The organism is Collimonas antrihumi, from assembly GCF_018304965.1.
GTDB lineage: Bacteria > Pseudomonadota > Gammaproteobacteria > Burkholderiales > Burkholderiaceae_D > Collimonas > Collimonas antrihumi.
The window spans coordinates 81297-106873 of the sequence record NZ_JAGQED010000014.1; the positions used below are offsets into that span (position 1 = coordinate 81297).

Below are 25577 nucleotides of genomic sequence, written 5' to 3' on the forward strand. Positions count from 1 at the left end.
CACCCTACCAAACCCGCAATTAAAAAAGAAAAATATGAAGAATCACATACCCCGCAAGCGCTTCGGTCAGAATTTCCTCACCGATGATACCGTGTTGTACAACATCATCGCCGCGATCGATCCGCAAGCCGACGATAACATGGTCGAGATCGGGCCCGGGCTGGCCGCCATGACGCGTCTGCTGCTGGAGTCGCTGCAACAATTGCACGTAGTCGAGCTGGATCGCGATCTGGTAGCGCGCCTGCAAAAGAATTTCGATCCGGCCCGTTTGCACGTGCATTCCGCCGACGCGTTGAAGTTCGATTTCAGCAGTATTCCCCTGACCGGCAATCGCAAATTGCGTGTGGTCGGGAATCTTCCTTACAACATCTCAAGCCCCTTGCTGTTCCACCTGGCAGAGATCGCACCGCAGGTGCAGGACCAGCATTTCATGCTGCAAAAGGAAGTGGTGGAGCGCATGGTCGCCGCACCCGGCAGCAAAGCGTTCGGCCGCCTGTCGGTCATGCTGCAATGGCGTTACACCATGCAGTTGATGTTTATCGTGCCGCCGACTGCGTTTGATCCGCCGCCTAGGGTTGAATCAGCCATCGTGCGGATGATTCCGATTGCCCAACCCTTGGCTTGCGATCAGAAAAAACTGGAAGACGTCGTGCTGAAAGCGTTTACGCAAAGACGCAAGGTGATCAGGAACTGCCTGGCTGGCATGTTTACGGAGAATGATTTGATCGATGCCGGCGTCGATCCGCAAGCGCGGCCTGAAACCGTCTCCATGGAACTGTTTGTGGCGTTGGCGAATCGTTTGCCATGATGATCTTGATCTGACCAGGCATAACCGGCGCCGGCCGCAGCAACTTATAAAGTGGCGTCGGCGCCATGTCCTGCTTTGCGTTCTATCAATTCCACCTTGTAGCCGTCGGGGTCCTGCACAAAGGCAATCACCGTGCTGCCACCCTTGACCGGCCCCGCTTCGCGCGTTACGTTGCCGCCTTGCGCCTTGACTGCCTCACAGGCTTTGTAGGCGTCTTCGACGGCGACTGCGAGGTGGCCGAACGCCGTACCCTGCTCGTAGCTGTCGACGCCGTAGTTATAAGTCAATTCGAGTTCCGCATGATCGGGATTGCTGCCGTAGCCGACAAAAGCCAGCGTGTATTTGTATTCAGGATTGTCATTGGTACGTAGCAGTTTCATGCCGAGTACCTTGGTGTAGAAATCGATGGAACGTTGCAGATTGCCGACGCGCAGCATGGTGTGGAGGATTCGCATGGTTTTTCTCGATGGTTGGTTTGTCTTGGCAAAGCGTGGGTACAAATGCGTGCCCACCCTACTAGAATACTGGCAAGGTTTCCTGGGCGCTGTCGCGCAGGGTTTTCCGGGCCGTTTCAAATTCGGGGAAAATCGATTGCACCGTGGCCCAGAAACGCGGGCTGTGGTTCATCTCGCGCAAATGCGACAACTCATGCGCAATCACATAATCGATCAGCGGCAGTGCAAAATGCATCAGCCGCCAGTTCAGTCGGATCTTGCCTTCCGAAGTGCAAGAACCCCATTGGGTAGTCGCCGACGACAACGCAAACGACTGGTAGGTGACGCCGAGCTTTTCCGCATATATCGGTAGCCGTTCAGCGAACACCCTCTTGGCTTCCAGCTGCAGCCAGCCCAATACGCGATCCTTCAGCTGCTGTTCGCCGGCGTCGGCCGGCAGGCATACGGTCAATTCCTCGCTGGCCTCGTCGAAATGAATTCCTGCCCTCTGGGTAGCGTGAATGCGCAGCGTAATGTTGCGGCCCATGTAGGGCAGCGTCTCGCCGTCGCGCCATACCATTTGCGGTTGCATGCGGCGGGTCGAACGATCGCGGTATTCGCTCAGCTTGGTAAAAATCCAGCGTTTCTTTTCACGAATGGCGATTTCGATATCGCCCAGCGTGACCCATTTTGGTGCAGTCACGCGCAAGCCATCGTCGCTGATCAGAAAGCCGATGGAGCGCCGTTTGGAGCGCAACAGGGTGTAATCGAGTACATGTTCGCCAAAGTGCAGGCGGCGCTTGCCTGGCGCCAGCGCAGTCGATTCGCTCGGCGGCAGAGCCGGGGGCTTCGCTCTTGATTGCGGCCCCGCTGGCGGTGCTTCGACAGACGGGGTACTGGTGGTCAAATCGTCGGCAAACAGATCCAGCTGCAACGCTTGCTGCTGCGGTAGCTTGCCCTGGGGCCTGCTATGTGGTCCCAGACGTGGCTTTGCTGGCTTTTGATGCAATAGTTTCAATGGCGACCAGATTAGGGAATTATTGTTTCTTGGAATAAACATGCGGTGAAATCACGCGCATTTCAGATTCTATCCAATTTTCGACTTTAGTCATCAGCGCGTTGCTATCCAGGTTTTCCGGATAAATCGGCTTGCCGATAGAAACGGTGATCAGCCCCGGTTTCTTGATGAAGGAATTCTTCGGCCAGCATTCACCTGCGTTGTGCGCGATCGGCACCACAGGTGTATTGGTTTCTACCGCCAGGCGTGTGCCGCCGGCCTTGTATTTACCGGTTTGGCCAACCGGAATCCGCGTCCCTTCCGGGAACATGATGATCCATTGGCCGTCAGCCAGCCGCTTGCGGCCTTGCACCACCACCTGCGCGAAGGCGTCGCGGCCTTTGCTGCGGTCGATCGGAATCATGCGCAGCAGGGCGATGCCCCAGCCGAAGAACGGGATGTAGGTCAGCGATTTCTTGAACACGAACACCAAGGGACGCGGCGTCATCTGCAGCAAGAAAATCGTTTCCCAGGCCGACTGATGTTTGCTCAGCACTACCGCTGGTGCATCAGGGAAGTTCTCAAAGCCCTTGACCTCATAGCGAATGCCGCAAATGACTTTGGCCATCCAGATCACCATGACGTTCCAGCGCGCCGTCAAATAATAGCGCCGAGCGTAAGGGAAGGGCGCAAACAGGATGCAGGCGAAGGACCAGACTACCGTCAAGACGGTCATCAGCAGGAAGAACGACAGGGAACGCAAAAACAGGGAAAAACGCAACATGCAAACTCCAGATAATCTTAAACGCTTCAAAACTTCGTCATCCCCGCGCACGCGGGCACCAAGGCAGAGGATCCAAGTTACTGATGAAAATGGATTCCCGCGTGCGCGGGAATGACGCCGCAGGAGTTACTCATGGTCTTTTTAATTAAATCAAACCGACAGCTCCACCGGTTTCTTCAACAGGAATTCAACCACCGCCGCCAGGTCCGGAAAGATCAATGTGCCGGGTGGCAGGCCGCCCTTGTCGCGGGTTTTTTCGCCTTTGCCGGTGAGCACCAGATAGGGCGCGCAACCGGCGATAAAACCTGCCTGCAAATCACGCAGCGAGTCGCCTACCGTCGGCACTCCGCCGCGCAGGCTGATTTCAAAACGCTTGCCGATGTCTTGGAACATGCCGGGTTTGGGCTTGCGGCAATCGCAGTTGTCGTCGGCCGCATGCGGGCAAAAAAAGATCGCATCGATTTCGGCGCCGACCAGTTGCGCGGCTTCGTGCATTTTCTGATGAATCGCCATCAGCGCCTGCATGTCGAACAAGCCGCGTGCAATACCCGACTGGTTGGTTGCCACAACTACCCGGTAACCGGCCTGGTTCAGGCGTGCTATCGCCTCAAGAGAACCCTTGATCGGCATCCATTCATCTGGCGATTTGATGAAGGCATCAGAGTCGTGATTGATGACGCCGTCGCGGTCTAGGATGATCAGTTTCATATTGGCTAGTGGGCGATTCTATAATTTCCGTCATCCTCGCGAACGCGGGCACCAAGGTGGGGAATCCAGTTTGCCGACTAAGCTGGATTCCCGCGTTCGCGGGAATGACGCAGTGGAAAGTTTTCAGTGTCAATTCAAGCGGCCAGCTTGGAAATATCGGCGACCTGATTCAACATCACATGCAGGTTCGCCAGCAGCGCCAGACGGTTGTTACGCAATTGCTCGTCTTCTGCCATCACCATTACGTCGTTGAAGAAGCCGTCGACGTTTTCCCGCAGCCGCGCCAATGCTTTCAACGCCGTGGTGAAATCGCCTTTGGCGAAGGCAGCGTCAACCTCGGGTTTAAGCGTATTCATCGCCGCGAACAACTGTTGTTCGGCGCTGTCGCGCAGCAAATCCTGCTGTACCGTGTTGCCAACGCCTTCGGTCTTTTTCAGGATGTTGGTGATGCGCTTGTTCGCGGCAGCCAGCGCTTCTGCCTCCGGCAAGGCGGCAAACGCCTGTACCGCATCCAGGCGTTCGATGATGTTGTCGAGCCGGTCGGGCTGCTGCGCCACCACCGCTTCAATTTCATTTGGCGAATAACCACGTTCGCGCAGCAGACCGCGCAAGCGCTCGTACAGGAACGGCAGCACGTCGTTGCCCGGATCTTTGAAATTGGCGTTGCCGGCGAACTGTTGCGCCGCACTGCTCAGCAATTGCGCCAGCGATATCGGCAGGCGCTTTTCCAGCAGCATGCGCAAGATACCCAGCGCATGGCGGCGCAAGGCAAACGGATCCTTATCGCCGGTTGGCTGCAGGCCGATGCCCCAGATGCCGATCAGCGTTTCCAGTTTGTCTGCCAGGGCGACTGCCACACTGGTATCGGTAGTCGGCAAGGCATCGCCGGCAAAGCGCGGCTGATAGTGTTCCGAGATTGCCAGCGCGACGTGTTCCGCTTCGCCGTCATGGCGTGCGTAGTAGTTGCCCATGATACCTTGCAGCTCAGGGAATTCACCCACCATGTCGGTCAGCAGGTCGGCCTTGGCCAGCAGTGCTGCACGTTCGGCCTGGGTGGTCAATACTGCATCGCCGCCCAGCAGTGTGGCGATTGCCGCCGCCAGGGCTTTGACCCGGTCCGTGCGTTGCAACTGGTTGCCAAGCTTGTTGTGATAGACCACATTGCCCAGCAAAGGCACGCGATCGGCCAGTTTCTTTTTCTGGTCTTGCTCGAAGAAAAACTTGGCGTCGGACAGGCGCGGCCGGACCACACGTTCATTGCCTTCGATGATGTAATGCGGCTCGTTGGTCTGCAGATTCGAGACGATCAGGAAGCGCGAACGCAATTTGCCGGCGCTATCGGTCAAGGCAAAATACTTCTGATTGGTTTGCATCGTCAGGATCAGGCATTCCTGAGGAACGCTGAGGAATTCATCTTCGAATTTGCAGGCATACACTACCGGCCACTCGACCAGCGCCGTGACTTCATCCAGCAGCGCTTCCGGCATCAATACCTGATCATCCGCAGCGCTTGCCAACAGGGCAGCGCGAATCTTTTCCTTGCGCTCACTGAAACCGGCGATGACTTTGCCGTGTTCTGCCAGCGTAGTCGCATAGCCGTCGGCGTCGGCCAGCGTGATGCGGCCTTGCGACAGGAAGCGGTGACCTTCGGTCTGGCGGCCGGCATCCAGTCCGAGCAAGGTCAGCGGCAACACCTGGTCGCCGTGCAGCGCCACCAGGCTATGCGCTGGCCGCACAAAGCGTACGGTGTGGCCGGCGGCATGGCCATGTTGAAGCTGATAGCTCATCACTTTCGGAATCGGCAGCTTGGCTACCGTATCTTCCAGCACCACTTGCAAACCGACAGGCAACGCCACGCCTTTGGCGGTGTAGCTGAAGAAAAAGCTTTCAGCCTTGCCATCGGGGGCACGTTCCAGTTCGGCCGGGGTGATCATCACCTTGCCGCATTGCGCAGCCATGGCAGCCAGTTTCTTCACCAGCGGCGCGGTTGCCCGGCCATCCGCATCCAGTGCTACCGACACCGGCAGCACCTTCTCGCGCATGGTTTTATCGAGCGAAACGGCGCGCACATTACCGATGGCGACTGCCAGGCGGCGTGGTGTGGCGAATGCGGTGGCGACGGCGCCGTCTTCCAGGAAATCGCGTGATTTCAAGCCGTTGAAAATACCTGCGGCAAACGCATCGCCAAGTTTTGCCAGTGCTTTCGGAGGCAGTTCTTCTGTAAAAATTTCGATCAGCAGGGTGCGGCTCATGAGTGTGTCCTTCATGCCTTTTCCCCTGCGCGCTGCGCTACTGCCGCCATGTATTCATCTCCAAATTCTTGCAACAACAGATCGCCATTTTCCTTGGTGATCTCCCACATCGGGAAGCCCAGTTTGGCCCGTGAATCGTAATATGCTTGCGCCACTGCGCGCGACAGGTTACGGATCCGGCCCATATAGGCGGCGCGCTCGGTGACCGAGATCGCTCCGCGCGCATCCAGCAGATTGAAGGTGTGCGCCGCTTTCAATACCATTTCATAAGCTGGCAGCGCCAGTGGCACTTCCAGCAGGCGCTTGGCTTCCGCTTCATAGTTGCCGAACAGCGGGAACAGGAATTCGGTGTTGGCGTGCTCGAAATTGTAGGTCGATTGCTCGACCTCGTTTTGATGGAACACATCGCCGTAGCTGAGTTTTTTGGTGACGCCGTTTTCAACCCGCTCTGTCCAAACCAGGTCGTAGACGTTTTCTACGCCCTGCAGGTACATCGCCAGCCGTTCGATACCGTAAGTGATCTCACCTAGCACCGGCTTGCAATCGAGTCCGCCGACTTGCTGGAAATACGTGAACTGCGTCACTTCCATGCCGTTCAGCCAGACTTCCCAGCCCAGGCCCCAGGCGCCCAAGGTCGGATTTTCCCAGTCGTCCTCGACGAAGCGCACATCGTTGCGCTTGAGATCCAGGCCGAGCGCGGCCAGCGAACCAAGGTAGAGATCCAGGATGTTTTCCGGCGCCGGCTTGAGTACGACCTGGTATTGGTAGTAGTGCTGCAAGCGATTAGGGTTTTCGCCATAGCGTCCGTCTTTGGGACGACGCGACGGTTGCACGTAGGCGGCGCGCCAGGGTTCGGGGCCGATTGCGCGCAGGAAGGTTGCGGTGTGCGAAGTGCCGGCGCCGACTTCCATGTCGTAGGGTTGTAGCAGGGCACAGCCCTGAGCGTCCCAGTAATCTTGTAATTTAAGAATTATTTGTTGAAATGTAAGCATCGTTTTGTTGCTTTTCCATACGGCTAAGTGCCGGTTAATCGATTAAGTATGGCGGATCAAGTACAGCGGCCCACTGAAGCAGGTGATGACGAGCGCTAAGACCAGCGATTTTAGCGGGTTTTGACTGATTTAGGGCTGCTTGCGCGCTTTGCGGCGGCAGTTGTACCAGCTGCCCACCAGCATCAGCAGGGCCAGGATCACCACTAGCCGATTGCCCAGCAGTATATACGGCGTGGAGCCGCTATAGCCTTGCACGGATGTCGCCAGCGTCACGCGCTCATATGGGGCCAGCTGAACGCTGACAACACCGTGCGGATCGATCAGGGCGGTGGCGCCGGTGTTGGTCGCGCGTAGCATCGGACGGCCGGTTTCCAGGCTGCGCATTTGCGAGATCTGCAAATGTTGCGGCAATGCAATTGTGTTGCCGAACCAGGCGATGTTCGACATGTTCAGCAACAATGTGGCTGCCGGTTTGCCGGCTGCGTTGGCGGCGGCCAGCTGGCCGGCAATTTCTTCGCCAAACAAATCTTCGTAGCAGATATTGGGCAATACCCATTGGTCTTTCACCGCGAACGGTGCTTGTACCACTGCACCGCGGGTGAAATCGCCGAGAGGGATATTCATCATGTCGACAAACCAGCGGAAACCGAACGGTACGAATTCGCCGAACGGCACCAGGTGCTGTTTATCGTAACGAAAATAACGGGAGGCGGGATCCTGGGCCTGGGGCGCGATGCCGATCACGCTGTTCGAGTAGCGATAAGGGCCGTCGATATAGGGAATTCCCAGCGCGATATGGCTGCCGGTTTGCCGCGAGAAATCTGCCAAGGCAGGTAAATAATCCGGTGGCAGCTCGGTTTGCAGGATCGGTATTGCGGTCTCCGGCGTGGCAATCAGGTCTGCCGGCGCGGCGCGGATCATATCGATGTAAAGCCGCAGGGAATTCACAATCTGCGCAGTGTTGAATTTTTCTTCCTGCGGCACATTGCCCTGCAGCAGGCGCACGGAGATAGGTTTGCCTTGTGGCGCGGTCCAGTTAATCTGGTGCAAACCGAGGCCCGCGACCAGTATCAGCAAAGCCGCCACGGCCGGCAGCTTATAGCGCGGCAGCAAAGCCAGGCAACCGGCGATCAAGGCCGAGATGCCGCCTATGCCGTACACCCCGATCAGCGGCGCAAAACCTGCCAGCGGGCTGCCAGTGTGGGCATAGCCCGAAATCAGCCACGGGAAGCCGGTAAACAGCCAGCCGCGCACCCATTCTGCCAGCGCCCACAGGGCCGGGAAGATCGCCAGTGCAAACAGCAGCGGTGAACTCGACCAGTGTTGCCGCAACCAGAGCGCGGCGGCGGCGCACATGGACGTGTACAGGCCCAGGATAGCTGCCAGTAACGCTACCGCCAACACCGCCAGCCAAGCCGGCAAGCCGCCAAAATCGTGCAGTGAAATATAAATCCAGTAGACGCCATGCGCCATCCAGCCGAAGCCATAGGCCCAGCCCACTAGTGCGCCTTGTTTGATGGTAGGAATGCGGAGCAGGCAGAACACAAACAGCGCCAGCGTTAACAATTGAATTGGCCACAGCCCGAACGGCGCGAAGGCGAATACATTGATGGCGCCGACTAATACAGCTAATAAAGCGGCCAACGGCAGCGGAAGTTTAAAAATCGGGGTGGGACGAAAACTCATAGGCAGCGGCGATTTTGCTCTTTCTTGCTCTTAGTTGGGCAGGTCGGAACAGCGCGGAGCCGCGCTGTCCTGATCTACTTTTTTCAGGCTTCTTCCTGAGTCGGTCCAGATAATTTTTCAACCAGCAAGACATGCACCTGACGGGCATCGGCGCGCAGCACTTCAAAGCGCACATTATCTATCGTGAACTCGTCGCCTTTACGCGGTACCCGTCCCAGGTGATTGGCGACCAGGCCGCCAATGGTATCGACATCTTCATCGACCAGTGCCGTTTCCAGCGTTTCGTTGAATTGTTCGATCTCGGTCAGCGCCTTGACGCGCCAGCGGCTGCCGTGGTCGCCGTCGCGGATGGCGAGGATGTTATCTTCTTCTTCATCGAAGTCGTACTCGTCTTCGATATCGCCGACGATCTGTTCCAGCACGTCTTCAATCGTGATCAGGCCGGCGACGCCGCCGTATTCATCGACCACGATCGCCATATGATTGCGATTGGCGCGGAAGTCGCGCAGCAAGACGTTGAGGCGTTTCGATTCAGGGATGAAAACCGCCGGCCGCAGCATGTCGCGCACGTCGAAAGAATCTTCGGCGTAGTAGCGCAGCAAGTCTTTTGCCAGCAGGATGCCGATCACCTTGTCGCGCTCGCCGTCGACAGCAGGGAAGCGTGAGTGGGCAGTCGACAGGACTTCCGGCATCCAGTCTTCTATCGGCTTGGTGACGTCGATCATGTCCATTTGCGAACGCGGGATCATGATATCGCGGGCGGAAAGATCGGAGACCTGGAATACGCCTTCGATCATCGACAGCGCGTCAGCGTCGATCAGGTTGCGTTCGTGTGCATCTTGCAGCACATCGAGCAGTTCGGCGCGATTTTCAGGTTCGGGAGAAATCAGTGCGGTCAGGCGTTCAAATAATGACCGGTGGGGTTTAGCGTCAAATGATTTGACGCTACTAGGGTGCTCTGGCATATGGCGTTAGCCTTGGTTTCACATTGTTTCGGAAGCAATAGCATACAACAAATATGTGACAGGACGACGAAACGCATGGGTCGGAAAGCTTATATCGTGATTCCGGCAGGCTATTTTCTTGCATAAAAAAGACGAATAATGCCCTGCGGCATTATTCGTCGTATTGGGAAAACGATAATTATTTCTTCATTTCATCTTTGCCCATGTCGTCTTTCTTCATTTCATCTTTGGCCATGCCATCTTTACTCATCGTATCTTTTTTCATATGCATTTTCTTGTGCGGCTTCTTCTTCGCCATTTCATCGTGCCCCATAGCGTCTTTGCCCATCGCATCTTTTTCCATTGCCGGCTTGGTCATGGCATCCTTCGACATAGCGTCTTTGGACATGTCGTCCTTCTTCATTGCATCTTGCGCATAAACGCCGCCAGCAGTCATCATCAGGCAGGTAATCAACAGGGTAGTGAGGTTTTTTTTCATTTCAATCTCCAGGTAAAAGTGGCAAAAGCGCCAAAAAAATCAATAAATACGGTTGCAGGGCCAGCATCTAGGAGCCGCCGAACCAGTTGTACCCCTGGTCTTCCCAGTAACCGCCAGGGTATTTATTCGTTACTTCGATAGACACGATGTGTTTCGGATTCTTGTAACCGAGCTTGGTCGGCATCCGCAGCTTCATCGGGAAACCGTATTTCGGCGGCAGAATCTGGCCGTCGTAGGTCAAGGTCAGTTGGGTTTGCGGATGCAATGCAGTCGGCATGTCGATGCTGGTGTGATAATCATCCCCGCATTGAAAATCGATATATTTGGCGCTCAGGTCGGCGCCTATCTGTTGCAGAAAATAAGAGAACGGGATACCGCCCCAACGGCCGATGGCGCTCCAGCCTTCGACGCAGATATGGCGCGTTATCTGCTCGTTTTGCGGCAGTTTGTGCAATTGCTCCAGCGTCCAGGGCCGTTTGTTGGTCACCAGGCCTGTCACTTCCAGCTGATAATCGGCTTCATCGATCTCCGGCACCTCCTCAATGCCGTAAAACGCGTTGAATGGGAAGGGCCGGGTCATTTCAGCCTGGGTGTAAGTTGGCGCCAGGCGCTTCGGATCGAATAGCCATCCTTGCACACCATCATTCATACGCGAGATGCGCTCCAGCATGCGATTGACAGAGGGTTCGTCGGTGATATTGCAGCCCGTCAGCAGCGACAGGCCGCCCAGGGTAAGTGCCCGTTTTGCGAATAATCGGCGCGATGGCAGTGCCAATTCGCTGCGAGCGTCTTTCAGTATCGATTCCGTGTCGAGCGTCGAGTTGAGAGTTTTCTTGAACATGATCATCTCCTCAGCGGCCGCGCAGCATGGCTAGCAACGTGCGTGGAACCAGTGCCACCATGATGATGTGCACCACAATAAACGCGACCAGAAAGCTCATCGCGCAGAAATGCACGATCCTGGCGTTGTCGAAGCCACCCATCAGTTCGCGCAAGAGCGGGAACTGCACCGATTTCCAGATCGCCAGGCCAGACACCACCAGCAGTATCAAATCCAGGATGACTGAGACGTACGCCAGCTTTTGTACCGCGTTGTAGTGGTCGAGGGCATCGTGCTGCAGCTTGCCGCGGAGTGCCTTGAACAGATCCTGGATGACCTCAGCGGGGCGTAGCGGGAAGAATTTTTTCCACAGGCGGCCGCTGGCAGTATTGAGCAGCAGATAGACAAGCCCGTTAAAAAACAGCAGCCACATCGCCGCAAAATGCCACTGCAACGCGCCGCCTAGCCAACCGCCCAAGGTCCACTCGCTGGGAATGCGAAACGGAAAAATCGGCGATGCGTTATAGATGCGCCAGCCGCTCAGGATCATGATGATCACGGCAAGCGCGTTGAGCCAGTGGGTGACGCGTAGCCAGATCGGATGAACGACCGGTTTCTTGAGTGTAGAGGAGGACATTCAGGCCACCTGTACAAGAGGGAGGTCGATCAACTGGAACAACATGATTTGGTTCACGTTTGTCTCCGGGAGCTGTGTAATGACGGTTTTCATGTGGCTTAGTCGCAGGCCAAGCCGGTTCATTACATGCATTCATCATAATCTTATTAATTAAAAAGATAAGAAGAGATATCGGATATCTTAGTTGCAATATTTTTGAATGCAAGTCATTGATTTTAAGAAACAAAATGTAGACTTGTTTATGGAAATGAATTGCAGAAATAAAAAACGCCGCAGAAGCGGCGTTTGTGTCGAGGAATGAAGAAAACTATCGATCAGCATAGGGATTGGGCCAGCCCAGCTTGCCCAATATTTCAATTTCCAGGTCTTCCATTTCGGCCGCTTCTTCATCGTCCTCATGGTCATAACCCTGCGCATGCAGGACGCCATGCACCACCAGATGCGCGGCATGTTCTACCGGCGTCTTGCCTTGCTCTTTCGCTTCACGCTCCAGCACATCGGTGCAAAGAACGATATCGGCCCGGGTGATACCGTTATCTTCGCCTTGATCTTCGTTTTGATCTTCGGAGTAAGCGAAAGTCAGCACATTGGTGGCGTAATCCTTGCCACGATAGTCGCGGTTCAAGGTGCGGCCTTCTTCGGCGTCGACAAAACGAATCGTCAGTTCTGCCGGCGCTAACAACGCCGCCTGCACCCAACGCCTCAACTGCGGACGCGGTACGCTGTCTTGCAGGCGCGGGTCGGGATATTGCACCGACAAGGAAAGTTTATTTTTTGACGGCATGGCGGCTGCGGGCGGTTTTGGTAATACCGGTTTGCACCGGTTTGGTTGGTTTGATTGCTTGAGGCGTGGCCGTTTCGATTACACCATGGGTGGATGCTACCGGCGCTGCCTGCGATGCTGTTTCATACGCATCGACAATCCGTGCCACCAAAGGATGACGCACCACATCGCTGCTATTGAAACGGGTAAAAGCGATGCCGCGCACATCTTTCAGAATGTTCATGGCGTCGATCAAGCCGCTTTTCTGGCCGCGCTGCAGGTCGATCTGTGTAACATCGCCGGTGACCACGGCCTTGCTGCCAAAGCCGATCCGGGTCAGGAACATTTTCATCTGTTCCGGCGTGGTGTTTTGCGCTTCGTCCAGGATGATGAAAGCATGGTTCAGCGTGCGGCCGCGCATGTATGCCAGCGGCGCGATTTCGATTGCCTGCTTTTCAAACATTTTCTGGGTGCGGTCAAAGCCCAGCAAATCATACAGTGCGTCATACAACGGGCGCAGATAAGGATCGACCTTTTGCGCCAGGTCGCCAGGCAGGAAACCCAGGCGCTCACCGGCCTCAACTGCCGGCCGGGTCAGTACGATACGCTTGACGGCATCGCGCTCCAGCGCGTCGACCGCGCAGGCCACCGCCAGATAGGTTTTGCCGGTGCCGGCAGGGCCAATGCCCAGCGTCACATCGTGCTCCAGGATCGAGCGGATATATTGGCTTTGATGCGGAGTGCGCCCACGCAGATCGCTGCGGCGGGTTTTCAGAACCGGACTTTCGATATCGGTCTCGGTCAGCTCTGCATCGGCTGGATCAACACCAACTTCGTCGCCTGAATCACTAGTAGCTTTCCCGTTGTTCTTGGCGGCTTTCGGCTTCTTCCCCATGCCCAGCTTGGCCCGTTGCTCAACCAGCGCCAGCTGGATTTCATCCACCGAAATCACTTTATTGGCGATCGCGTAAAACTGATCGAGGATTTCCACCGCGCGTTCCGCGTTGCTGCCGGCGGCGATAAACTTGTCGCCGCGCCGGAAAATCGACACATCCAGCGCCGCCGAGATCTGCCGCAGATTTTCATCGAGCGGTCCGCACAGGTGCGCCAGCCGCGTATTGTCTAGCGGTTGCGGGATGAAGTAGTGCGGCTGGGTAGGAGTTTTAGTTTTCAAGCTGTGGTTTGCTTATCTTGTGTGCCTGGTGGGTGGGTGCTGTCTCGTAAGCTACCAATTATTCTGCCAGTACGATTTCACCGCGCAATGTGTAGGTATAGGTTTCCGTAATCTTCACATCGATCAGTTGACCGATCAGACGCGCGCCGTTAGGGCCGGCATCAAAGTTGACTACGCGGTTGTTCTCGGTCCGGCCCTGGAACTCGGCTGGATTTTTCTTGGACGGACCTTCAACCAGGATACGCTGCACAGTACCGACCATCGCCGCGCTGATCTTGCCGATATTTTCTTCGATCACTGCCTGCAACTGCTGCAGCCGCTTCAGTTTAACCTCATGCGGTGTGTCATCCTGCAGATTGGCAGCCGGTGTTCCCGGACGCGGGCTGAAAATGAAACTGAAGCTGTTGTCGTAGCCGATATCGGTAATCAGTTTCATCAGCGCGTCGAAATCGGCATCGGTCTCACCCGGAAAGCCGACGATGAAATCGCTCGAAATAGTGATGTCAGGACGCACCTGGCGCAAACGCCGGATCACCGATTTGTATTCCAGCACGGTATAGCCGCGCTTCATGGCCGACAAAATACGATCCGAACCGTGCTGCGCCGGCAGATATAAATGGTCGACCAGCTTCGGCACCTTGGCGTAGGTATCGATCAGGCGTTGCGTGAATTCTTTCGGATGGCTGGTCACAAAGCGGATCCGCTCGATACCAGGAATCTCGGCGATGTATTCGATCAGCAGCGCGAAATCGGCAATCTCGCCATCCGCCATGGCGCCGCGGAAGGCATTGACGTTCTGGCCCAGCAAAGTGATTTCCTTGACGCCCTGCTCAGCCAGTCCCGCCACTTCAGTCAGCACATCTTCAAACCGGCGCGAGACTTCCTCGCCACGAGTGTAAGGCACCACGCAGTAGCTGCAATATTTGCTGCAGCCTTCCATGATCGAGACGAATGCGGTCGCACCTTCGACCTTGGCCGGCGGCATATGGTCGAATTTCTCGATTTCGGGAAAGCTGATGTCGACTTGAGAATGACCGGTGGCACGGCGCTGGCTGATCATCTCGGGCAGGCGGTGCAAGGTCTGCGGGCCAAATACCATGTCGACATACGGCGCACGCTTGACGATAGCCGCGCCTTCTTGCGAAGCCACGCAACCACCGACGCCGATCAGCAGATCGGGATTGTTGCGCTTCAGTTCGCGCAGGCGGCCCAGATCGGAAAACACTTTCTCCTGCGCCTTCTCGCGCACCGAACAGGTATTCAACAGGATCACGTCAGCATCCTCCGGGCGATCGGTCTTGATCAAGCCGTCGGAGGCGTTCAAGACATCAGCCATCTTGTCCGAGTCGTACTCGTTCATCTGACAACCGAAGGTCTTGATGAATACTTTCTTTTGCATCGTTTTTTCCATGACTACTCTTTAATTACAACTGAGTTACTACTGAATTACAACTTGTTGCCGTTGCGCTGCGTCTCAATTTTCTGGCTGGCTTCGTCTGGCGTGAGGATCCAGACCCGGTCGATATCGCCTTGGGCGTTCAGGGTGTAATTCACCAGGTAAGTATCGGTGCCGAGCGAGTTGGGGATTTGGGTCAACTGCTGGGTATTCCAGATGCGCGAGCCGGGGGATAGCCGCAGCGCATTGCCATTGACGGTGACGATCGGGTAGTTGGTGATGGCCAGCTTGCCGCGTTGGGTTGAGGCGGGGAAGTCGCGCTCTGCAGCCATGGCGGAACAGGCTAGCGTCGCCAGCAGGAAAATTATAAATAGGCGGATTGGCCGCATTGTTGCCGACATAGCAAACTCCATTCAATGAAAACCATGCCGTATCTGCTCATGGCATTGGAAAAGCGCAGCATCAAGATCAAACAAGGCGGCTGATATTTTGAGGCGCAACCGCGCAAATGGCTCATTGCTTTCGCGCTGAGCCGGACTTCGTGCGTATTTCTGTCCGCTTAACGAAGCCCGGATTATAGCATTTGGCAGTTATTACATCGAGACACTGTCTGTCTTTGCAAGATGTTGAAGGTTACCGGTGGTTTAATCAATAAAATTAGCTTTTTAGCCATTTTTCTGGATAAGCGGTATGGGTATGGCGATGGGCGGAAGATCAAATGATTTCTTTGTGGAAATGTAAAACCTATAATTCAGCATCGGTTTAAATCTGCGTTTCTTGGGAGCCTAGTGTGTGTGGAAATGCCAAAAATTACGTGTTTTTTAAGAAAAACAACAAATACACCATCTGTTCTTCCAGCGCAGGCTTCTCGCTAATTGAATTGATGATCACGATTGTTGTGATGACGATCTTGCTGGCTGTGGCGATCCCTTCGATGCAGAGTTTTATCGCGCAGAATCGCTTATCGGGGAACGCCAATGAATTTATTGCTGCAACCATGTTGGCTCGCTCCGAGGCAATTAAGAGAGGGGGAGCGGTAAAAATTTGTCGTAGCGTCAGTGCAGACGTTTCCTCAACCATTACCTGCGACACCTCGGACAACGATTGGAAAACCGGGTGGCTGGTGCTGGTAGAAAACAGCAGCGACAGTACCAAGAACGAGGTGTTGGCGCGTCAAGGAACCTTGGTTGTCGGCACTACGGTGACACCTACCTCGACAGCCACTACTCCTACTTCAATCGTGTACAACGCAATGGGTGCGCCGACGCAAGCGCCGCCAAGCACTTTTGCATTCGCCTTCAATGGGCAGTCACGTTCCGTGTGCTTTGACCCTAGCGGGCGAGCCAGGGCTTGTTGAGTTCGACAGGAGATATACAAGATATGGCTTTTATGAAGAACAAACCCCTGCCGAACCGAAGCCGGCAACGAGGTGTCGGTCTGATCGAAGTACTGATTTCGATCACGATCTCTTCGTTTGCACTGCTTGGTCTGGCGGGCTTGCAAGTGACTGCCTTGAAGTATCAGAAGACAGCACAATTTCGCTCGTTGGCGAGTCAATACAGCGCAGATATGGCAGATCGCATCCGTGCCAATGTCGCCGGGGCCAACTCAGCGAATCACATGTATGTTACCACCGACACTTATCTAGCTCTGCCATCGAGTCCTCAAAACTGCACTGACGTAGCCGCCACCGCAACCTGTACTCCAGACCAGATTGCGACAAGAGATCTTTACAACTGGCGCAAAGCCTTGGGTAGCGCAATGGCAGGGGGCTGGGGTGAGGTGTCGGGAGATAGTACTAATGGTTTTGTCGTTACTGTGTATTTCAATGAGCCAGGAGACGGCAGCGCCGGCGGCGCAAATTGCAGATCTGCAGCGTTTGCATCTGGTACGGACATAACAAATATGCGGTGCTTTAAAACAAATTTCCTGCCATGAAAAATTCGCAAAAAAATCAAGTCACCAGAATCCGTCATGCGGGAAGTCATGGCTTCACCCTGATAGAACTGATGGTGTCGGTCACTATCGGTTTGGTTCTGCTCATATTCATCAGCAGCCTGTACTTCAACAGCAAAGGCAGTTTCCGCCTGAATGACGACAATGCGCGCTTGCAAGAAGACGGAAATTTTGCATTGACCGTAATCGGCCGCAATTTAATGCAGGCGGGTTATGGAAAGATGGTAACTGCAACCACCACAAATCTTAAAGGATTGGCGGGGCGAGGGCTGGCCGTCGGACAAGGGTTGACTGCTTGCGATAACGGTTTTACAGATCCGCTCGCGACGGCCCCGGATTTTACTTGTGCAACATCCGGCGGCCAGCCCGGGCTTACCGTGGCTTACGCAGTTGATGCATATGACGCTACCAATAGCCCGACGTCAGGCGCCGGTGCGGATTGCAACGGCAACGACGCCGGCGGCATGGTAACCAACAGTTTTTTCATTGCTACCAAGAGCGGTGAAAGTTCACAGTCTTTATTTTGCAGTGGCAACGGCAGCACGACCTCACAACCGATATTGAACAATGTCGACAAAATGGTGGTGACCTACGGTGTCGATACTACCGGCGCTAACGCTGTTACGAAATTTTTCTCCGTCAACGGCGCCAGCTCGGTAGCTGCGTTGCCGCCTAATACGGGTAACAACAAGAAGAATTGGGATCAGGTCGTCAGTGTCACGATTTGTCTGGAGCTTCATAGTGCTAATTCTGTTACGACAAATGGCGCACAGACTTATTTGAATTGCAGTGCAACAAGTACTACCGCTACAGATAAAAAATTGCACGCCGCCTTGACACGTACATTCACGTTGCGAAATCGTGCTGCACCTACTCTTGCTTTCTAGTCCGACTTAGTCCAAAGCGTGAACTTCTTAAGAACATTATGTTAAAGAAAAAATATTCACAATCAGGGATCGCATTGCCGGTCGTATTGATCTTTGTGGTCGTCATGCTCCTGCTCGGCGTGACTGCGATACGTAACGTCACGCTGGGAGAAAAAATGGCTGGTAATACGCGCAGCCAGGAACTGGCTTTCCAGGCTGCGGAACAGGCATTGCGGGCCTGTGAAAACGCTGTGCTGACCGGTTCCGGTACACAGCCAACAATTCTGACGCCGCTTGCCACAACAAATCTGTGGGATGACATGACCAAATGGGCAGACACAAATTCGGTACAGATTACAAGCACAATTACTGGTGTTTCTTCGCAGCCAAGGTGCATGGTGGAAGACGTAAAGAGTACTCTGAAATTGGATACAACTCAGCTTAAGAAGGACGACAGCATCCAGGTGTATCGGGTTACCGCAAGAGGTGTGGGGGCTAGCGATAATTCCGTTGTGATGCTGCAGAGTTATCTAAAATTTTGATTGAGATAGGAAAAATCTCCATGCTGCAAACTATTTTTTCAGGTCGGACGATCAGCGGCCGGATGCATAAATTTCTGGCGCACAGTCTTTGTCTGGGGATGGCGTTAGTATCGGGCATGTCGTCTGCTGCGGTTTCGCCTACCGTGGGGGATGCACCGCTATTCGTGGTGACGCCGCCCAATCCGAACATCATGTACACGCTGGATAATTCAGGCAGTATGGTGTGGGGATCGGTGACGGGAACCGACGCTACGGCCGAATTCAATTCACGCAAGACACAACGCGCTTACTACGCAAGCGCCTACAACGGAATTTATTACAATCCGGCGACGACTTACACACCCGGGGTGGATTACAAAGGTGTAGCAATGGGCACTTCTGTCACCAGCGCCCCGATTGATCCGTATCCAACAATAAACGGCACTAGCGCGACTATTGATGTCAGTGCTCTTTGTTACATTCGGCCATCTGCTTCGATAACGTTGCCACTATATGGACCAACAGATTTTAGTCCATATTTTACGCCGAGCGGAGGATCTTCCGCTAATTGTAATCCTTCGGATAGAACCTACACAAAAGCCATCGCGCAGTATGCTTTTTATTACACCTGGAAGGGTAGCGGAACACCAAATGGCAGCAATACTGAGACCGATACAAATTATCCAAGAACGGATATTATTCCGACTACCACAACCTATCCCAAGGCGTCGACGCGAACCGATTGCGGCACCGGCTCAACTTGCACCTATGCGCAGGAAATCCAGAATTTCGCTAACTGGTTTTCTTATGCTCGCACCCGGATTTTGATGACAAAGACGGCTTTAGGTCTAGCTTTTTCGACTATTGATCCTGTGCTATCTTCAACTTATACGCCAAAGTTCAGAGTGGGGTTCAACACCATTAACGCGATCGATCCAAGTGGTGGCATTACTTATAACAATAGCGACGTTACGGATGGCGCTGATTGGCTGACCATTCGCGATTTCGATGCAACTCAAAAGCAGGCGTTCTATGCTGCGCTGTATGCGATTAGCCCAGGCCAAGGCACGCCGTTACGTACCCAAATGAACCGAATCGGCCAACTTTATCAAGGTACGCTCAGCGGTTTTGATTATACAAATAATGACCCTTATCGAAATACAGCGACTGACGCATCCTTGGTCAGTTGCCGTGCCAGTTATCACATCCTGTCGACCGACGGCTTTTGGAATGACAGCTCTAGCGATACCAACTTCCCGGTGTCGTCTATTGGGACTACCCTGGCAGACGTTACAAACTATTACTACACCACTGATTTGCGGCCAACGTTGACGGATAATGTTAAGCCGACGAACACCAGAGATACGGCAACCTGGCAGCACATGACAACTTTCACAATCGGTCTGGGAGCCAATGGAACACTGACTTACACGCCCAACTCAACGCCCACCACCTGGCCTACGCCTAGTGCGGATAGGCCCACAACCATCGATGACTTATGGCATGCAGCAGTCAATGGCAGGGGAAGTTACTTCAGCGCCCGCGATCCTGTTCAACTTCAGAATGGCTTGAGCAGCGTATTGAAGGATATCGCCAAGCAACCAGGTGCTGCTTCAGCAGTATCGGTGAGTGGCGGCAGAGTGAGCGGCGGCAACTCTGTGATTTACGTGCCAGGTTTTGAATCCGGCGCATGGATCGGTCACTTGAAGGCTTTCAATCTGAACACCAATGGCACTACCGGCACCCAAGCGTGGAGCGGGAGCGATGCGGCGGATTTGCTGCCGGCCGCTGCGAGTCGCAATATCGTCACTTGGAACCCGTCAAGCACACCACCCGCCGCGGTGGCTTTTAGCTGGGCGAATCTGACAGCGACGCAAAAAACAGCCTTGTCGGCATCGACGGTGCTGGATTATTTGAGGGGCGACGGCAGCAATGAACAAACTGCCGGTGGCGGTGGCCCCGGAACCTATCGATACCGTGCAAACAAATTGGGCGATATCGTTAATTCCGCTCCTCTGTTTGTCCAGGCATCGGACTTTGGCTATTTCTACTCAAGCTTCACCGGCGGTGGAGCAACCTATAACACTTTTCTTAGTGGAAAATCGTCACGGACACCGATGGTGTATGTCGGCGCCAACGACGGTATGCTGCATGGTTTCAATGCCACTACCGGAGTGGAGAAATTTGCCTATGTGCCGAATTCGATTTACAACAAGCTGCAAACACTCAGCAGTCCTAGCTACGCGCATTTGTACTACGTTGATGGGCCTTTGACTGAGGGCGATGCGTATGATGCAACTGCTGCTGCGTGGAAGACGTATGTGGTTGGATCAACCGGGGCTGGAGCCAATAGTATCTTTGCGCTGGATGTAACTAATCCCGGTTCGCTGGATGCGACCAGCGTGAAATGGGAGAAAAGTTCCGGTGATACCGGTTTTGCCGACATGGGCAAAGTCTTGGGGCAAGCGACTATCGTCAAATTGACCACGGGAGCGTGGGGAGTCGTATTTGGTAACGGTTACGACAGCAGTACCGGCGTAGCTGCTCTTTTTGTGGTGAATTTGTCTGACGGCAGTGTCATCAAGGAATTCTCTCTCGGCGGGACTGCGAACGGTTTGTCAGCTCCTGCTCTCATCTTTAATGCGAATCGAGAACTTATAGGTGCGTACGCAGGTGATCTGGCCGGAAATTTGTGGAGATTTGATTTAAGCGATGCTACGTCTGCGGCGAATTGGACTAAAAGCAAATTATTTACCGCTATGGATGCCGCGACTACCCCGCAGCCGCAGCCCATCGTGCAAAAGCCAGTTGTCGGGCCTCATCCTTCGGGCGGATATCTGGTGACAATCGGCACCGGTAAGTTCCTGGCGACGACAGATAAGAGTACTACGCAGGTGCAGAGTCTTTACGGCATCTGGGATAGTTCAACTGCGACCACGACTGCGGCGACAGTGTCCGGGCGTACTGCTTTGCAAGTGCAAACCCTGACGAATCAATTCGATGCGAGCAGCGCACTGATTGGCCGTACCCTGACCAATACCGCAGTTGACTGGACTAGCAAATCTGGCTGGTATGTCGATTTTCCCGCTAGCGGCGAACGTGTTGTCGGTGATTTGCAAATTCTCGACAATGTTGTTTTGTTAGCGACCACTCTCGCTCCCACAGGTGACATTTGCGTCGCTGGCGGGGTGTCGCAGGTCCTGGCGGCCAATTTCCTGACGGGGGGCGCGTCTCCTAACACGAAGATTTATAAAAATGGCATCTTGGCGTTGACTACGGACGGTGCCCTCCTTAGTTCGGTGACGATTAGGGCAACTGCAACCAATACAACGTCGGCACCTCTCGGTAAAGGGGATTGGGCGCAAAAAAGTAACCCGTTGGATGGCGGTGTTGCGGATGAGCTCAAGGTTCATACTGGAGTTGGACCGGTTCGTACATGGCATCAGCTAACAATTAAACCGAACTAATTGCTGCCGATATTTGTTTTGAACAAGGGAATAACGATGAAATATAGAAATCCCAATAAGCCAGGCGGCTTCACGCTAATCGAACTGATGGTAGTGGTTGCCATTATTGCGATTCTTGCCAGAGTTGCGATACCAAACTATCGCCAATATGTCCAGCGGGGCGACCGCGCTGCGGCAATGGCGGCGTTATTGCAGAATGGTAATTGGATGCAACAACAGTTCACGATTAACAATACTTATCCCGTCGCGGGTGCAACATTGCCAGTACCTACTTCACCGGCGAATGGAACTGCAAAATACAATATAAGTATCAGTGTTGGGACGGGCCCCGCCTACAAATTGTCGGCGGCACCTACAGGTACTGCCGACAAATGCGGTACTTTTACATTGGATAATACCGGGGCGAAAAGTGTGACGATCGGCGGCACTGCTGGCAGCGCAACTGTCATCGCAGATTGTTGGGCTGGGCGCTAAAATCCGGCTGCTTTTATCGTATCAAACAAAACGGGCTTTCGTGGCCCGTTTTGTTTTGTATCTACATGCTTCAATTTACTCATCGTGCATTGTGGCTTCTGAATCAATGGTGTCCCTTTGCTTGCGAAGTTGACCCGCTCTAATTGATCCAGTCTCCACTGTCTCGCGAAGGCAGCAACCCTGTCATACGACCTCTCAAATCCCAACGCACACAGATCAATGTGCATCTGTTTCAAATTCCGTCGTTGTTTCCGAGATCTAGTTGCCTCCGTCTTTAACCAGGCTGACAGGTTGTAGGTCTTGAGCGCCTCACGGCGTCCAAGTTTGCCAGTGCGAATATCCCCCGTTACCGTGATCGCCGCGGCAAATCACGTGGCTGGCGCTCTTCCTCTTGTGCATGCCGGCCTGACCATAGTTAAGTTACACGGCGATTACTTGGATACGCGCATCCGCAATACCCTGGGCGAACTATCGACTTACGAGCCGGCCTTTGACAGCCTTCTCGATCAAGTACTTGATCAGTTCGGCCTAATCGTGTGCGGTTGGTCTGGTGAATGGGATGGGCGTTGAAGGCAGCAATTGACCGCGCGCCATCCAGGCGCTTCCCCATGTACTGGACATCACGGGGTGATCCGGCAGCCGCCGCTCAGGCGCTTATCCAGCATTGGGAAATTCGTTGGTATGGTCGCGGACTTCGGCAGCAACAAATATGCGCTAGGCGACGCATTAAATATTGGAACAGTTATTACGGACGGCGGATATGATCGCTTCAAGCTCCTAACGGCCTATGAGGACAAGCTCCTACCAGGATCAGAACTGATGGCCGACACCTTACGATCAGTGTCGAAGCACGAACTGAGTGGATCGGACGCCTTTGATGACGCCTTTGCACGTTTGGAAATGGCGTTGGCGTTTGGATACGTAGAGCGTATAAACGGTCCTGGCACGGGCTTGTATTGGGTGCCGCCAGGGCTTTTTCTGAACAAGCGTGAGCTACGCGAATCGCTGCTGAGTTCATGGCGCGCGGACTACGAGGCGCGAAGCCTGCAAAGTGACCTGTGCGTGATGGCGAGGTTGAAACAACCACCAAGGTTCGATGACGTAGAAGAGCGCTGGGATCGGTAATCGTTATGAGCAGCAATGAATCTCCGCTGTGATAAATCACAAATGTCCGCATCGGTTTCGTCTGCTGCCTGTCGCAACACGCATGAGTCAATCGCGTCCCGTAAGGCCAGCTCCATCAGGATAAGTCAGCGTGGGCCAACACGGCAGGTCAGCCAGAACCGGCGCAGTGGTCAATTCGCACCAGCATCTGCACAAACCCAAGGAATACCACCAGGCGACCGATATTCCTGCTTATGGAGAGCCTGGGTCCGATATCGAACCGAGAGCAATGCCGCTGTGTGCTATACCGCCAGTTGGCTAGGACGTTGCATGCATTGTTTCTGTAGTTGCTACGCCATCGTCCGGCAGTACACGGTTGCGCCCGGCGCTCTTGGCAGTATAAAGAGCGCGGTCAGCGCGCATGCTCAAATGGTCGAAGGTTTCGCCTGCGCGCCAGGTGGCGACGCCGGCGCTGATGCTGTAGCTGCATTCGCCAAATGTACCTGCGACCCGCTGCATTTTCGCCTGTTCGCGCAGGCGCTCAGCTATCCTCAGCGCGCCTACGGTGTCGGTGTCCGGCAGCAGCACTGCGAATTCCTCGCCGCCCATCCGACCCAGTGCATCGCTATCGCGCAGGCTGGAGCGCGTCATGCGCACGAATTCCCGTAGAACGGTATCGCCGCCGGCGTGGCCGTGGGTATCGTTGATGTGCTTGAAGTGGTCGAGGTCGATAATCAGCAGCGACAGCGACCGGCCGGATTTGCCAGCACGTACGATCTGTTCGCGGGCCAGGGTTTCCAGGTGCTTGCGCGACAATGCCCCGGTCAAGTGGTCGTGATTGGTCGCGTCCTCGGCGACTTCCAGCATGGCGTCATGGATCATCATGACCGCGGCCATGGTCATGGTTGGCATAATCACGGCGCCGATGATCAGCAACACCATGTTCCAGCTGCTGTTGAGCATCAGCGGGTCCGATGGCGAGTACAGCAAGATGAAGTACAGACCGCGCACTGCCTGGCACAGCGCAAACACCAGCGCCAGGCCGGCGGCGAACCAATAGTTGTAGCGGCGCCTGCCGGCCGGACGATGACGCAGCAGCAGGACTGCCACGGCAACGCAGACGATGCTGCTGAACATGGTCGTCGCCAGCACCCGCATCGGAATGCTGTCGTTGATGTAGCGCCAGGTCAGCAGCGCCAGGATCAGCAACACAACGCCGGCTGTCAGTCGTGGCAAGTGCGGCGGCCGGCCGAGAAAGCGTGCGCAACCGGCGTAGTAGCCGGCCGCCGCCAGGGCCAGCAAGGTATTGGCAACGACGATGGAAATAAAATCTGGAGCGATGCCGCGCAGTCCGAGCAACAGCAGCGCGCCCACTACGGCGAGGTTGGCGGCAAACCATTCGCGCACTCCGGGCATGCCGGTGCGCAGCAGCGACCCCAGCACCAATATCATCGTCAGGCTGAGCAACGCTGTGGTGCTGAGAATGGACGCGGGAGTCAGCATGGGCGCGGCGGACGGGTTGAGGGTGGTGGATATTGTAGTGCCTGGGCAAGGTTGCGTCGATCTTGTTCGATTGAGGACCGCCATGTCGTCCGTGGAGATGGTTATGCCGCGGGGCGCTCCTCTATCGTGTCGACACAATCGGGATAGAAGGTCAAATGGTCCTTGATGGCTGCGACTACCGCATACGGCGCATTGCCAGGGGCGAATTTGGGTATGACTTGAGGTTTGCGCTAGAACCGCTCACCGGACGAGACCTCGATATCGGACCACCCACCGAAAAAGGTGGAGTCGTATCAACGATAAATGGGCTTACAACACCGGGCCTCAAGAATTTTATGAGCCAAGGCACAGAGTGATTTCCGCCGACCGAAATTTGGGAGGGAACGTCGCAGTGATTTCTTTAACATGACCCGAAACGGCGCGGTCAACGATCGCCAGCGCGTGCATGTTGGTCTGCCGACAAAGACAACGCCTCGTGATAACAGAAGCTTACGGCCGAATATCTGTAGCGAGCTTTAATTTTTTGGTCTTCTGATTTTGTATCAGTTTTGTCAAAATTTGATTCTGAGTATTGGCTAACTCATTGATTTTTAATGATGTTCTGCTCGATGGTACCGGCGGGATAGTTTTCCGCCGCTGAGCGCCTTTTATAAGTCGTTTTATTAGGGAATCTCTGATTAAGTAAACGCCCGACCGCATTGAAGCGTTAGACGAGGTATTCGAAACAAATTTGGATGAAGCCCATGAAACAAACGACACTTGCCATTGCTGGATTTGACAAATACGCGAAGA

The 25577-nt window shown here is 54.5% G+C and carries 24 protein-coding genes and 1 pseudogene; 8 read left to right on the top strand and 17 right to left on the bottom strand.

Translation table 11 applies throughout. From position 1 onward, the window contains the following. The first annotated feature begins 34 nt into the window (after positions 1-34). Positions 35-808 (top strand): 16S rRNA (adenine(1518)-N(6)/adenine(1519)-N(6))-dimethyltransferase RsmA, encoded by a 774-nt coding sequence (gene rsmA / locus KHU29_RS13490; RefSeq protein ID WP_211453307.1) that lies wholly within the window; start codon positions 35-37, stop codon positions 806-808. A 44-nt stretch (positions 809-852) separates the two neighbouring features. On the opposite strand, the gene gloA is transcribed toward rsmA, so the two are convergent. From gloA to KHU29_RS13565, 15 genes are all read right to left on the bottom strand, one after another. Next, positions 853-1263, bottom strand: coding sequence for a lactoylglutathione lyase (gene gloA, locus KHU29_RS13495; RefSeq protein WP_211453308.1), 411 nt, complete (start codon positions 1261-1263; stop codon positions 853-855). A 61-nt stretch (positions 1264-1324) separates the two neighbouring features. Then, a complete protein-coding gene (locus KHU29_RS13500) occupies positions 1325-2302 on the bottom strand; it encodes a M48 family metallopeptidase (protein WP_246541995.1) in 978 nt (325 codons plus the stop codon). Then, a complete protein-coding gene (locus tag KHU29_RS13505) occupies positions 2280-3023 on the bottom strand; it encodes a lysophospholipid acyltransferase family protein (RefSeq protein ID WP_211453309.1) in 744 nt (247 codons plus the stop codon). Before KHU29_RS13505 ends, KHU29_RS13500 begins: the two co-directional genes overlap by 23 nt. A 150-nt stretch (positions 3024-3173) precedes the next feature. Then, entirely contained in the window at positions 3174-3731 is a 558-nt protein-coding gene (gmhB, locus tag KHU29_RS13510) for a D-glycero-beta-D-manno-heptose 1,7-bisphosphate 7-phosphatase (protein WP_211453310.1), read from the bottom strand. Between the two features lie 134 nt (positions 3732-3865). Further along, the gene (gene glyS, locus KHU29_RS13515; protein ID WP_211453335.1) at positions 3866-5983 is read right to left on the bottom strand and encodes a glycine--tRNA ligase subunit beta; all 2118 of its coding nucleotides are present in this window, start codon (positions 5981-5983) and stop codon (positions 3866-3868) included. 11 nt (positions 5984-5994) lie between these two features. Beyond that, entirely contained in the window at positions 5995-6975 is a 981-nt protein-coding gene (glyQ, locus tag KHU29_RS13520) for a glycine--tRNA ligase subunit alpha (protein WP_211453311.1), read from the bottom strand. Positions 6976-7104: 129 nt separating this feature from the next. Continuing rightward, on the bottom strand, positions 7105-8661 hold the full coding sequence (lnt, locus tag KHU29_RS13525; RefSeq protein WP_211453312.1) for an apolipoprotein N-acyltransferase: 1557 nt from the start codon (positions 8659-8661) through the stop codon (positions 7105-7107). Between the two features lie 83 nt (positions 8662-8744). Beyond that, positions 8745-9626, bottom strand: a complete 882-nt coding sequence (locus KHU29_RS13530; RefSeq protein WP_211453313.1) for a CorC family transporter — start codon at positions 9624-9626, stop codon at positions 8745-8747. Positions 9627-9804: 178 nt separating this feature from the next. Continuing rightward, positions 9805-10104 carry a pentapeptide MXKDX repeat protein gene (locus tag KHU29_RS13535; protein ID WP_211453314.1) on the bottom strand — a complete coding sequence of 100 codons (300 nt, stop codon included), beginning with the start codon at positions 10102-10104 and terminating at the stop codon, positions 9805-9807. Positions 10105-10171: 67 nt separating this feature from the next. Beyond that, the gene (locus KHU29_RS13540; RefSeq protein WP_211453315.1) at positions 10172-10945 is read right to left on the bottom strand and encodes a molybdopterin-dependent oxidoreductase; all 774 of its coding nucleotides are present in this window, start codon (positions 10943-10945) and stop codon (positions 10172-10174) included. Positions 10946-10955: 10 nt separating this feature from the next. Next, entirely contained in the window at positions 10956-11561 is a 606-nt protein-coding gene (locus tag KHU29_RS13545; protein WP_211453316.1) for a cytochrome b/b6 domain-containing protein, read from the bottom strand. A 307-nt stretch (positions 11562-11868) separates the two neighbouring features. Then, on the bottom strand, positions 11869-12345 hold the full coding sequence (gene ybeY, locus KHU29_RS13550) for an rRNA maturation RNase YbeY (protein ID WP_211453317.1): 477 nt from the start codon (positions 12343-12345) through the stop codon (positions 11869-11871). Next, entirely contained in the window at positions 12329-13498 is a 1170-nt protein-coding gene (locus KHU29_RS13555) for a PhoH family protein (protein ID WP_211453318.1), read from the bottom strand. Before KHU29_RS13555 ends, ybeY begins: the two co-directional genes overlap by 17 nt. Positions 13499-13556: 58 nt before the next feature. Beyond that, positions 13557-14897 (bottom strand): tRNA (N6-isopentenyl adenosine(37)-C2)-methylthiotransferase MiaB, encoded by a 1341-nt coding sequence (miaB, locus tag KHU29_RS13560; RefSeq protein WP_211453319.1) that lies wholly within the window; start codon positions 14895-14897, stop codon positions 13557-13559. Positions 14898-14944: 47 nt separating this feature from the next. Beyond that, complete coding sequence (locus tag KHU29_RS13565; RefSeq protein WP_211453320.1) at positions 14945-15295, bottom strand: hypothetical protein; 351 nt, start codon at positions 15293-15295, stop codon at positions 14945-14947. 413 nt (positions 15296-15708) lie between these two features. Here KHU29_RS13565 and KHU29_RS13570 point away from each other — a divergent pair, with 413 nt between their 5' ends. The 6 genes from KHU29_RS13570 (at position 15709) to KHU29_RS13595 (ending at position 22178) form a co-directional block, all read left to right on the top strand. Beyond that, positions 15709-16251 carry a GspH/FimT family pseudopilin gene (locus KHU29_RS13570; RefSeq protein ID WP_211453321.1) on the top strand — a complete coding sequence of 181 codons (543 nt, stop codon included), beginning with the start codon at positions 15709-15711 and terminating at the stop codon, positions 16249-16251. A 32-nt stretch (positions 16252-16283) separates the two neighbouring features. After that, positions 16284-16832, top strand: a complete 549-nt coding sequence (pilV, locus tag KHU29_RS13575; protein WP_246541997.1) for a type IV pilus modification protein PilV — start codon at positions 16284-16286, stop codon at positions 16830-16832. A gap of 170 nt (positions 16833-17002) precedes the next feature. Beyond that, positions 17003-17737 (top strand): PilW family protein, encoded by a 735-nt coding sequence (locus KHU29_RS13580; RefSeq protein ID WP_246541999.1) that lies wholly within the window; start codon positions 17003-17005, stop codon positions 17735-17737. A gap of 38 nt (positions 17738-17775) precedes the next feature. Next, positions 17776-18258, top strand: coding sequence for a pilus assembly PilX family protein (locus KHU29_RS13585; RefSeq protein WP_211453324.1), 483 nt, complete (start codon positions 17776-17778; stop codon positions 18256-18258). A 20-nt stretch (positions 18259-18278) separates the two neighbouring features. Further along, a complete protein-coding gene (locus KHU29_RS13590; RefSeq protein ID WP_211453325.1) occupies positions 18279-21704 on the top strand; it encodes a pilus assembly protein in 3426 nt (1141 codons plus the stop codon). Between the two features lie 36 nt (positions 21705-21740). Beyond that, on the top strand, positions 21741-22178 hold the full coding sequence (locus tag KHU29_RS13595) for a type IV pilin protein (protein WP_211453326.1): 438 nt from the start codon (positions 21741-21743) through the stop codon (positions 22176-22178). 110 nt (positions 22179-22288) lie between these two features. Here the strand turns inward: KHU29_RS13595 and KHU29_RS22545 are convergent. Continuing rightward, positions 22289-22468, bottom strand: a pseudogene (locus KHU29_RS22545) (IS21 family transposase); the annotation flags it as partial. Between the two features lie 391 nt (positions 22469-22859). Here KHU29_RS22545 and KHU29_RS13600 point away from each other — a divergent pair. Further along, positions 22860-23303 (top strand): hypothetical protein, encoded by a 444-nt coding sequence (locus tag KHU29_RS13600; RefSeq protein ID WP_211453327.1) that lies wholly within the window; start codon positions 22860-22862, stop codon positions 23301-23303. A gap of 297 nt (positions 23304-23600) precedes the next feature. On the opposite strand, the gene KHU29_RS13605 is transcribed toward KHU29_RS13600, so the two are convergent. Next, positions 23601-24785: a GGDEF domain-containing protein gene (locus KHU29_RS13605; RefSeq protein ID WP_211453328.1), complete on the bottom strand. Its 1185-nt coding sequence runs from the start codon at positions 24783-24785 to the stop codon at positions 23601-23603. Between the last annotated feature and the right edge of the window lie 792 nt (positions 24786-25577).

Bases quoted from the DNA above. Each gene is read 5' to 3' on its own strand.
- gmhB (WP_211453310.1), bottom strand. From the start codon at position 3,731: ATGAAACTGATCATCCTAGACCGCGACGGCGTCATCAATCACGACTCT.
- KHU29_RS13535 (WP_211453314.1), bottom strand. From the start codon at position 10,104: ATGAAAAAAAACCTCACTACCCTGTTGATTACCTGCCTGATGATGACT.
- pilV (WP_246541997.1), top strand. From the start codon at position 16,284: ATGAAGAACAAACCCCTGCCGAACCGAAGCCGGCAACGAGGTGTCGGT.
- KHU29_RS13505 (WP_211453309.1), bottom strand. From the start codon at position 3,023: ATGTTGCGTTTTTCCCTGTTTTTGCGTTCCCTGTCGTTCTTCCTGCTG.
- KHU29_RS13500 (WP_246541995.1), bottom strand. From the start codon at position 2,302: ATGTTTATTCCAAGAAACAATAATTCCCTAATCTGGTCGCCATTGAAA.
- KHU29_RS13595 (WP_211453326.1), top strand. From the start codon at position 21,741: ATGAAATATAGAAATCCCAATAAGCCAGGCGGCTTCACGCTAATCGAA.
- glyS (WP_211453335.1), bottom strand. From the start codon at position 5,983: ATGAGCCGCACCCTGCTGATCGAAATTTTTACAGAAGAACTGCCTCCG.
- KHU29_RS13540 (WP_211453315.1), bottom strand. From the start codon at position 10,945: ATGTTCAAGAAAACTCTCAACTCGACGCTCGACACGGAATCGATACTG.
- rsmA (WP_211453307.1), top strand. From the start codon at position 35: ATGAAGAATCACATACCCCGCAAGCGCTTCGGTCAGAATTTCCTCACC.
- KHU29_RS13605 (WP_211453328.1), bottom strand. From the start codon at position 24,785: ATGCTGACTCCCGCGTCCATTCTCAGCACCACAGCGTTGCTCAGCCTG.
- lnt (WP_211453312.1), bottom strand. From the start codon at position 8,661: ATGAGTTTTCGTCCCACCCCGATTTTTAAACTTCCGCTGCCGTTGGCC.
- KHU29_RS13530 (WP_211453313.1), bottom strand. From the start codon at position 9,626: ATGCCAGAGCACCCTAGTAGCGTCAAATCATTTGACGCTAAACCCCAC.
- KHU29_RS13565 (WP_211453320.1), bottom strand. From the start codon at position 15,295: ATGTCGGCAACAATGCGGCCAATCCGCCTATTTATAATTTTCCTGCTG.
- KHU29_RS13545 (WP_211453316.1), bottom strand. From the start codon at position 11,561: ATGTCCTCCTCTACACTCAAGAAACCGGTCGTTCATCCGATCTGGCTA.
- KHU29_RS13590 (WP_211453325.1), top strand. From the start codon at position 18,279: ATGCTGCAAACTATTTTTTCAGGTCGGACGATCAGCGGCCGGATGCAT.
- miaB (WP_211453319.1), bottom strand. From the start codon at position 14,897: ATGCAAAAGAAAGTATTCATCAAGACCTTCGGTTGTCAGATGAACGAG.
- KHU29_RS13585 (WP_211453324.1), top strand. From the start codon at position 17,776: ATGTTAAAGAAAAAATATTCACAATCAGGGATCGCATTGCCGGTCGTA.
- KHU29_RS13600 (WP_211453327.1), top strand. From the start codon at position 22,860: ATGGTCGCGGACTTCGGCAGCAACAAATATGCGCTAGGCGACGCATTA.
- ybeY (WP_211453317.1), bottom strand. From the start codon at position 12,345: ATGCCGTCAAAAAATAAACTTTCCTTGTCGGTGCAATATCCCGACCCG.
- gloA (WP_211453308.1), bottom strand. From the start codon at position 1,263: ATGCGAATCCTCCACACCATGCTGCGCGTCGGCAATCTGCAACGTTCC.
- glyQ (WP_211453311.1), bottom strand. From the start codon at position 6,975: ATGCTTACATTTCAACAAATAATTCTTAAATTACAAGATTACTGGGAC.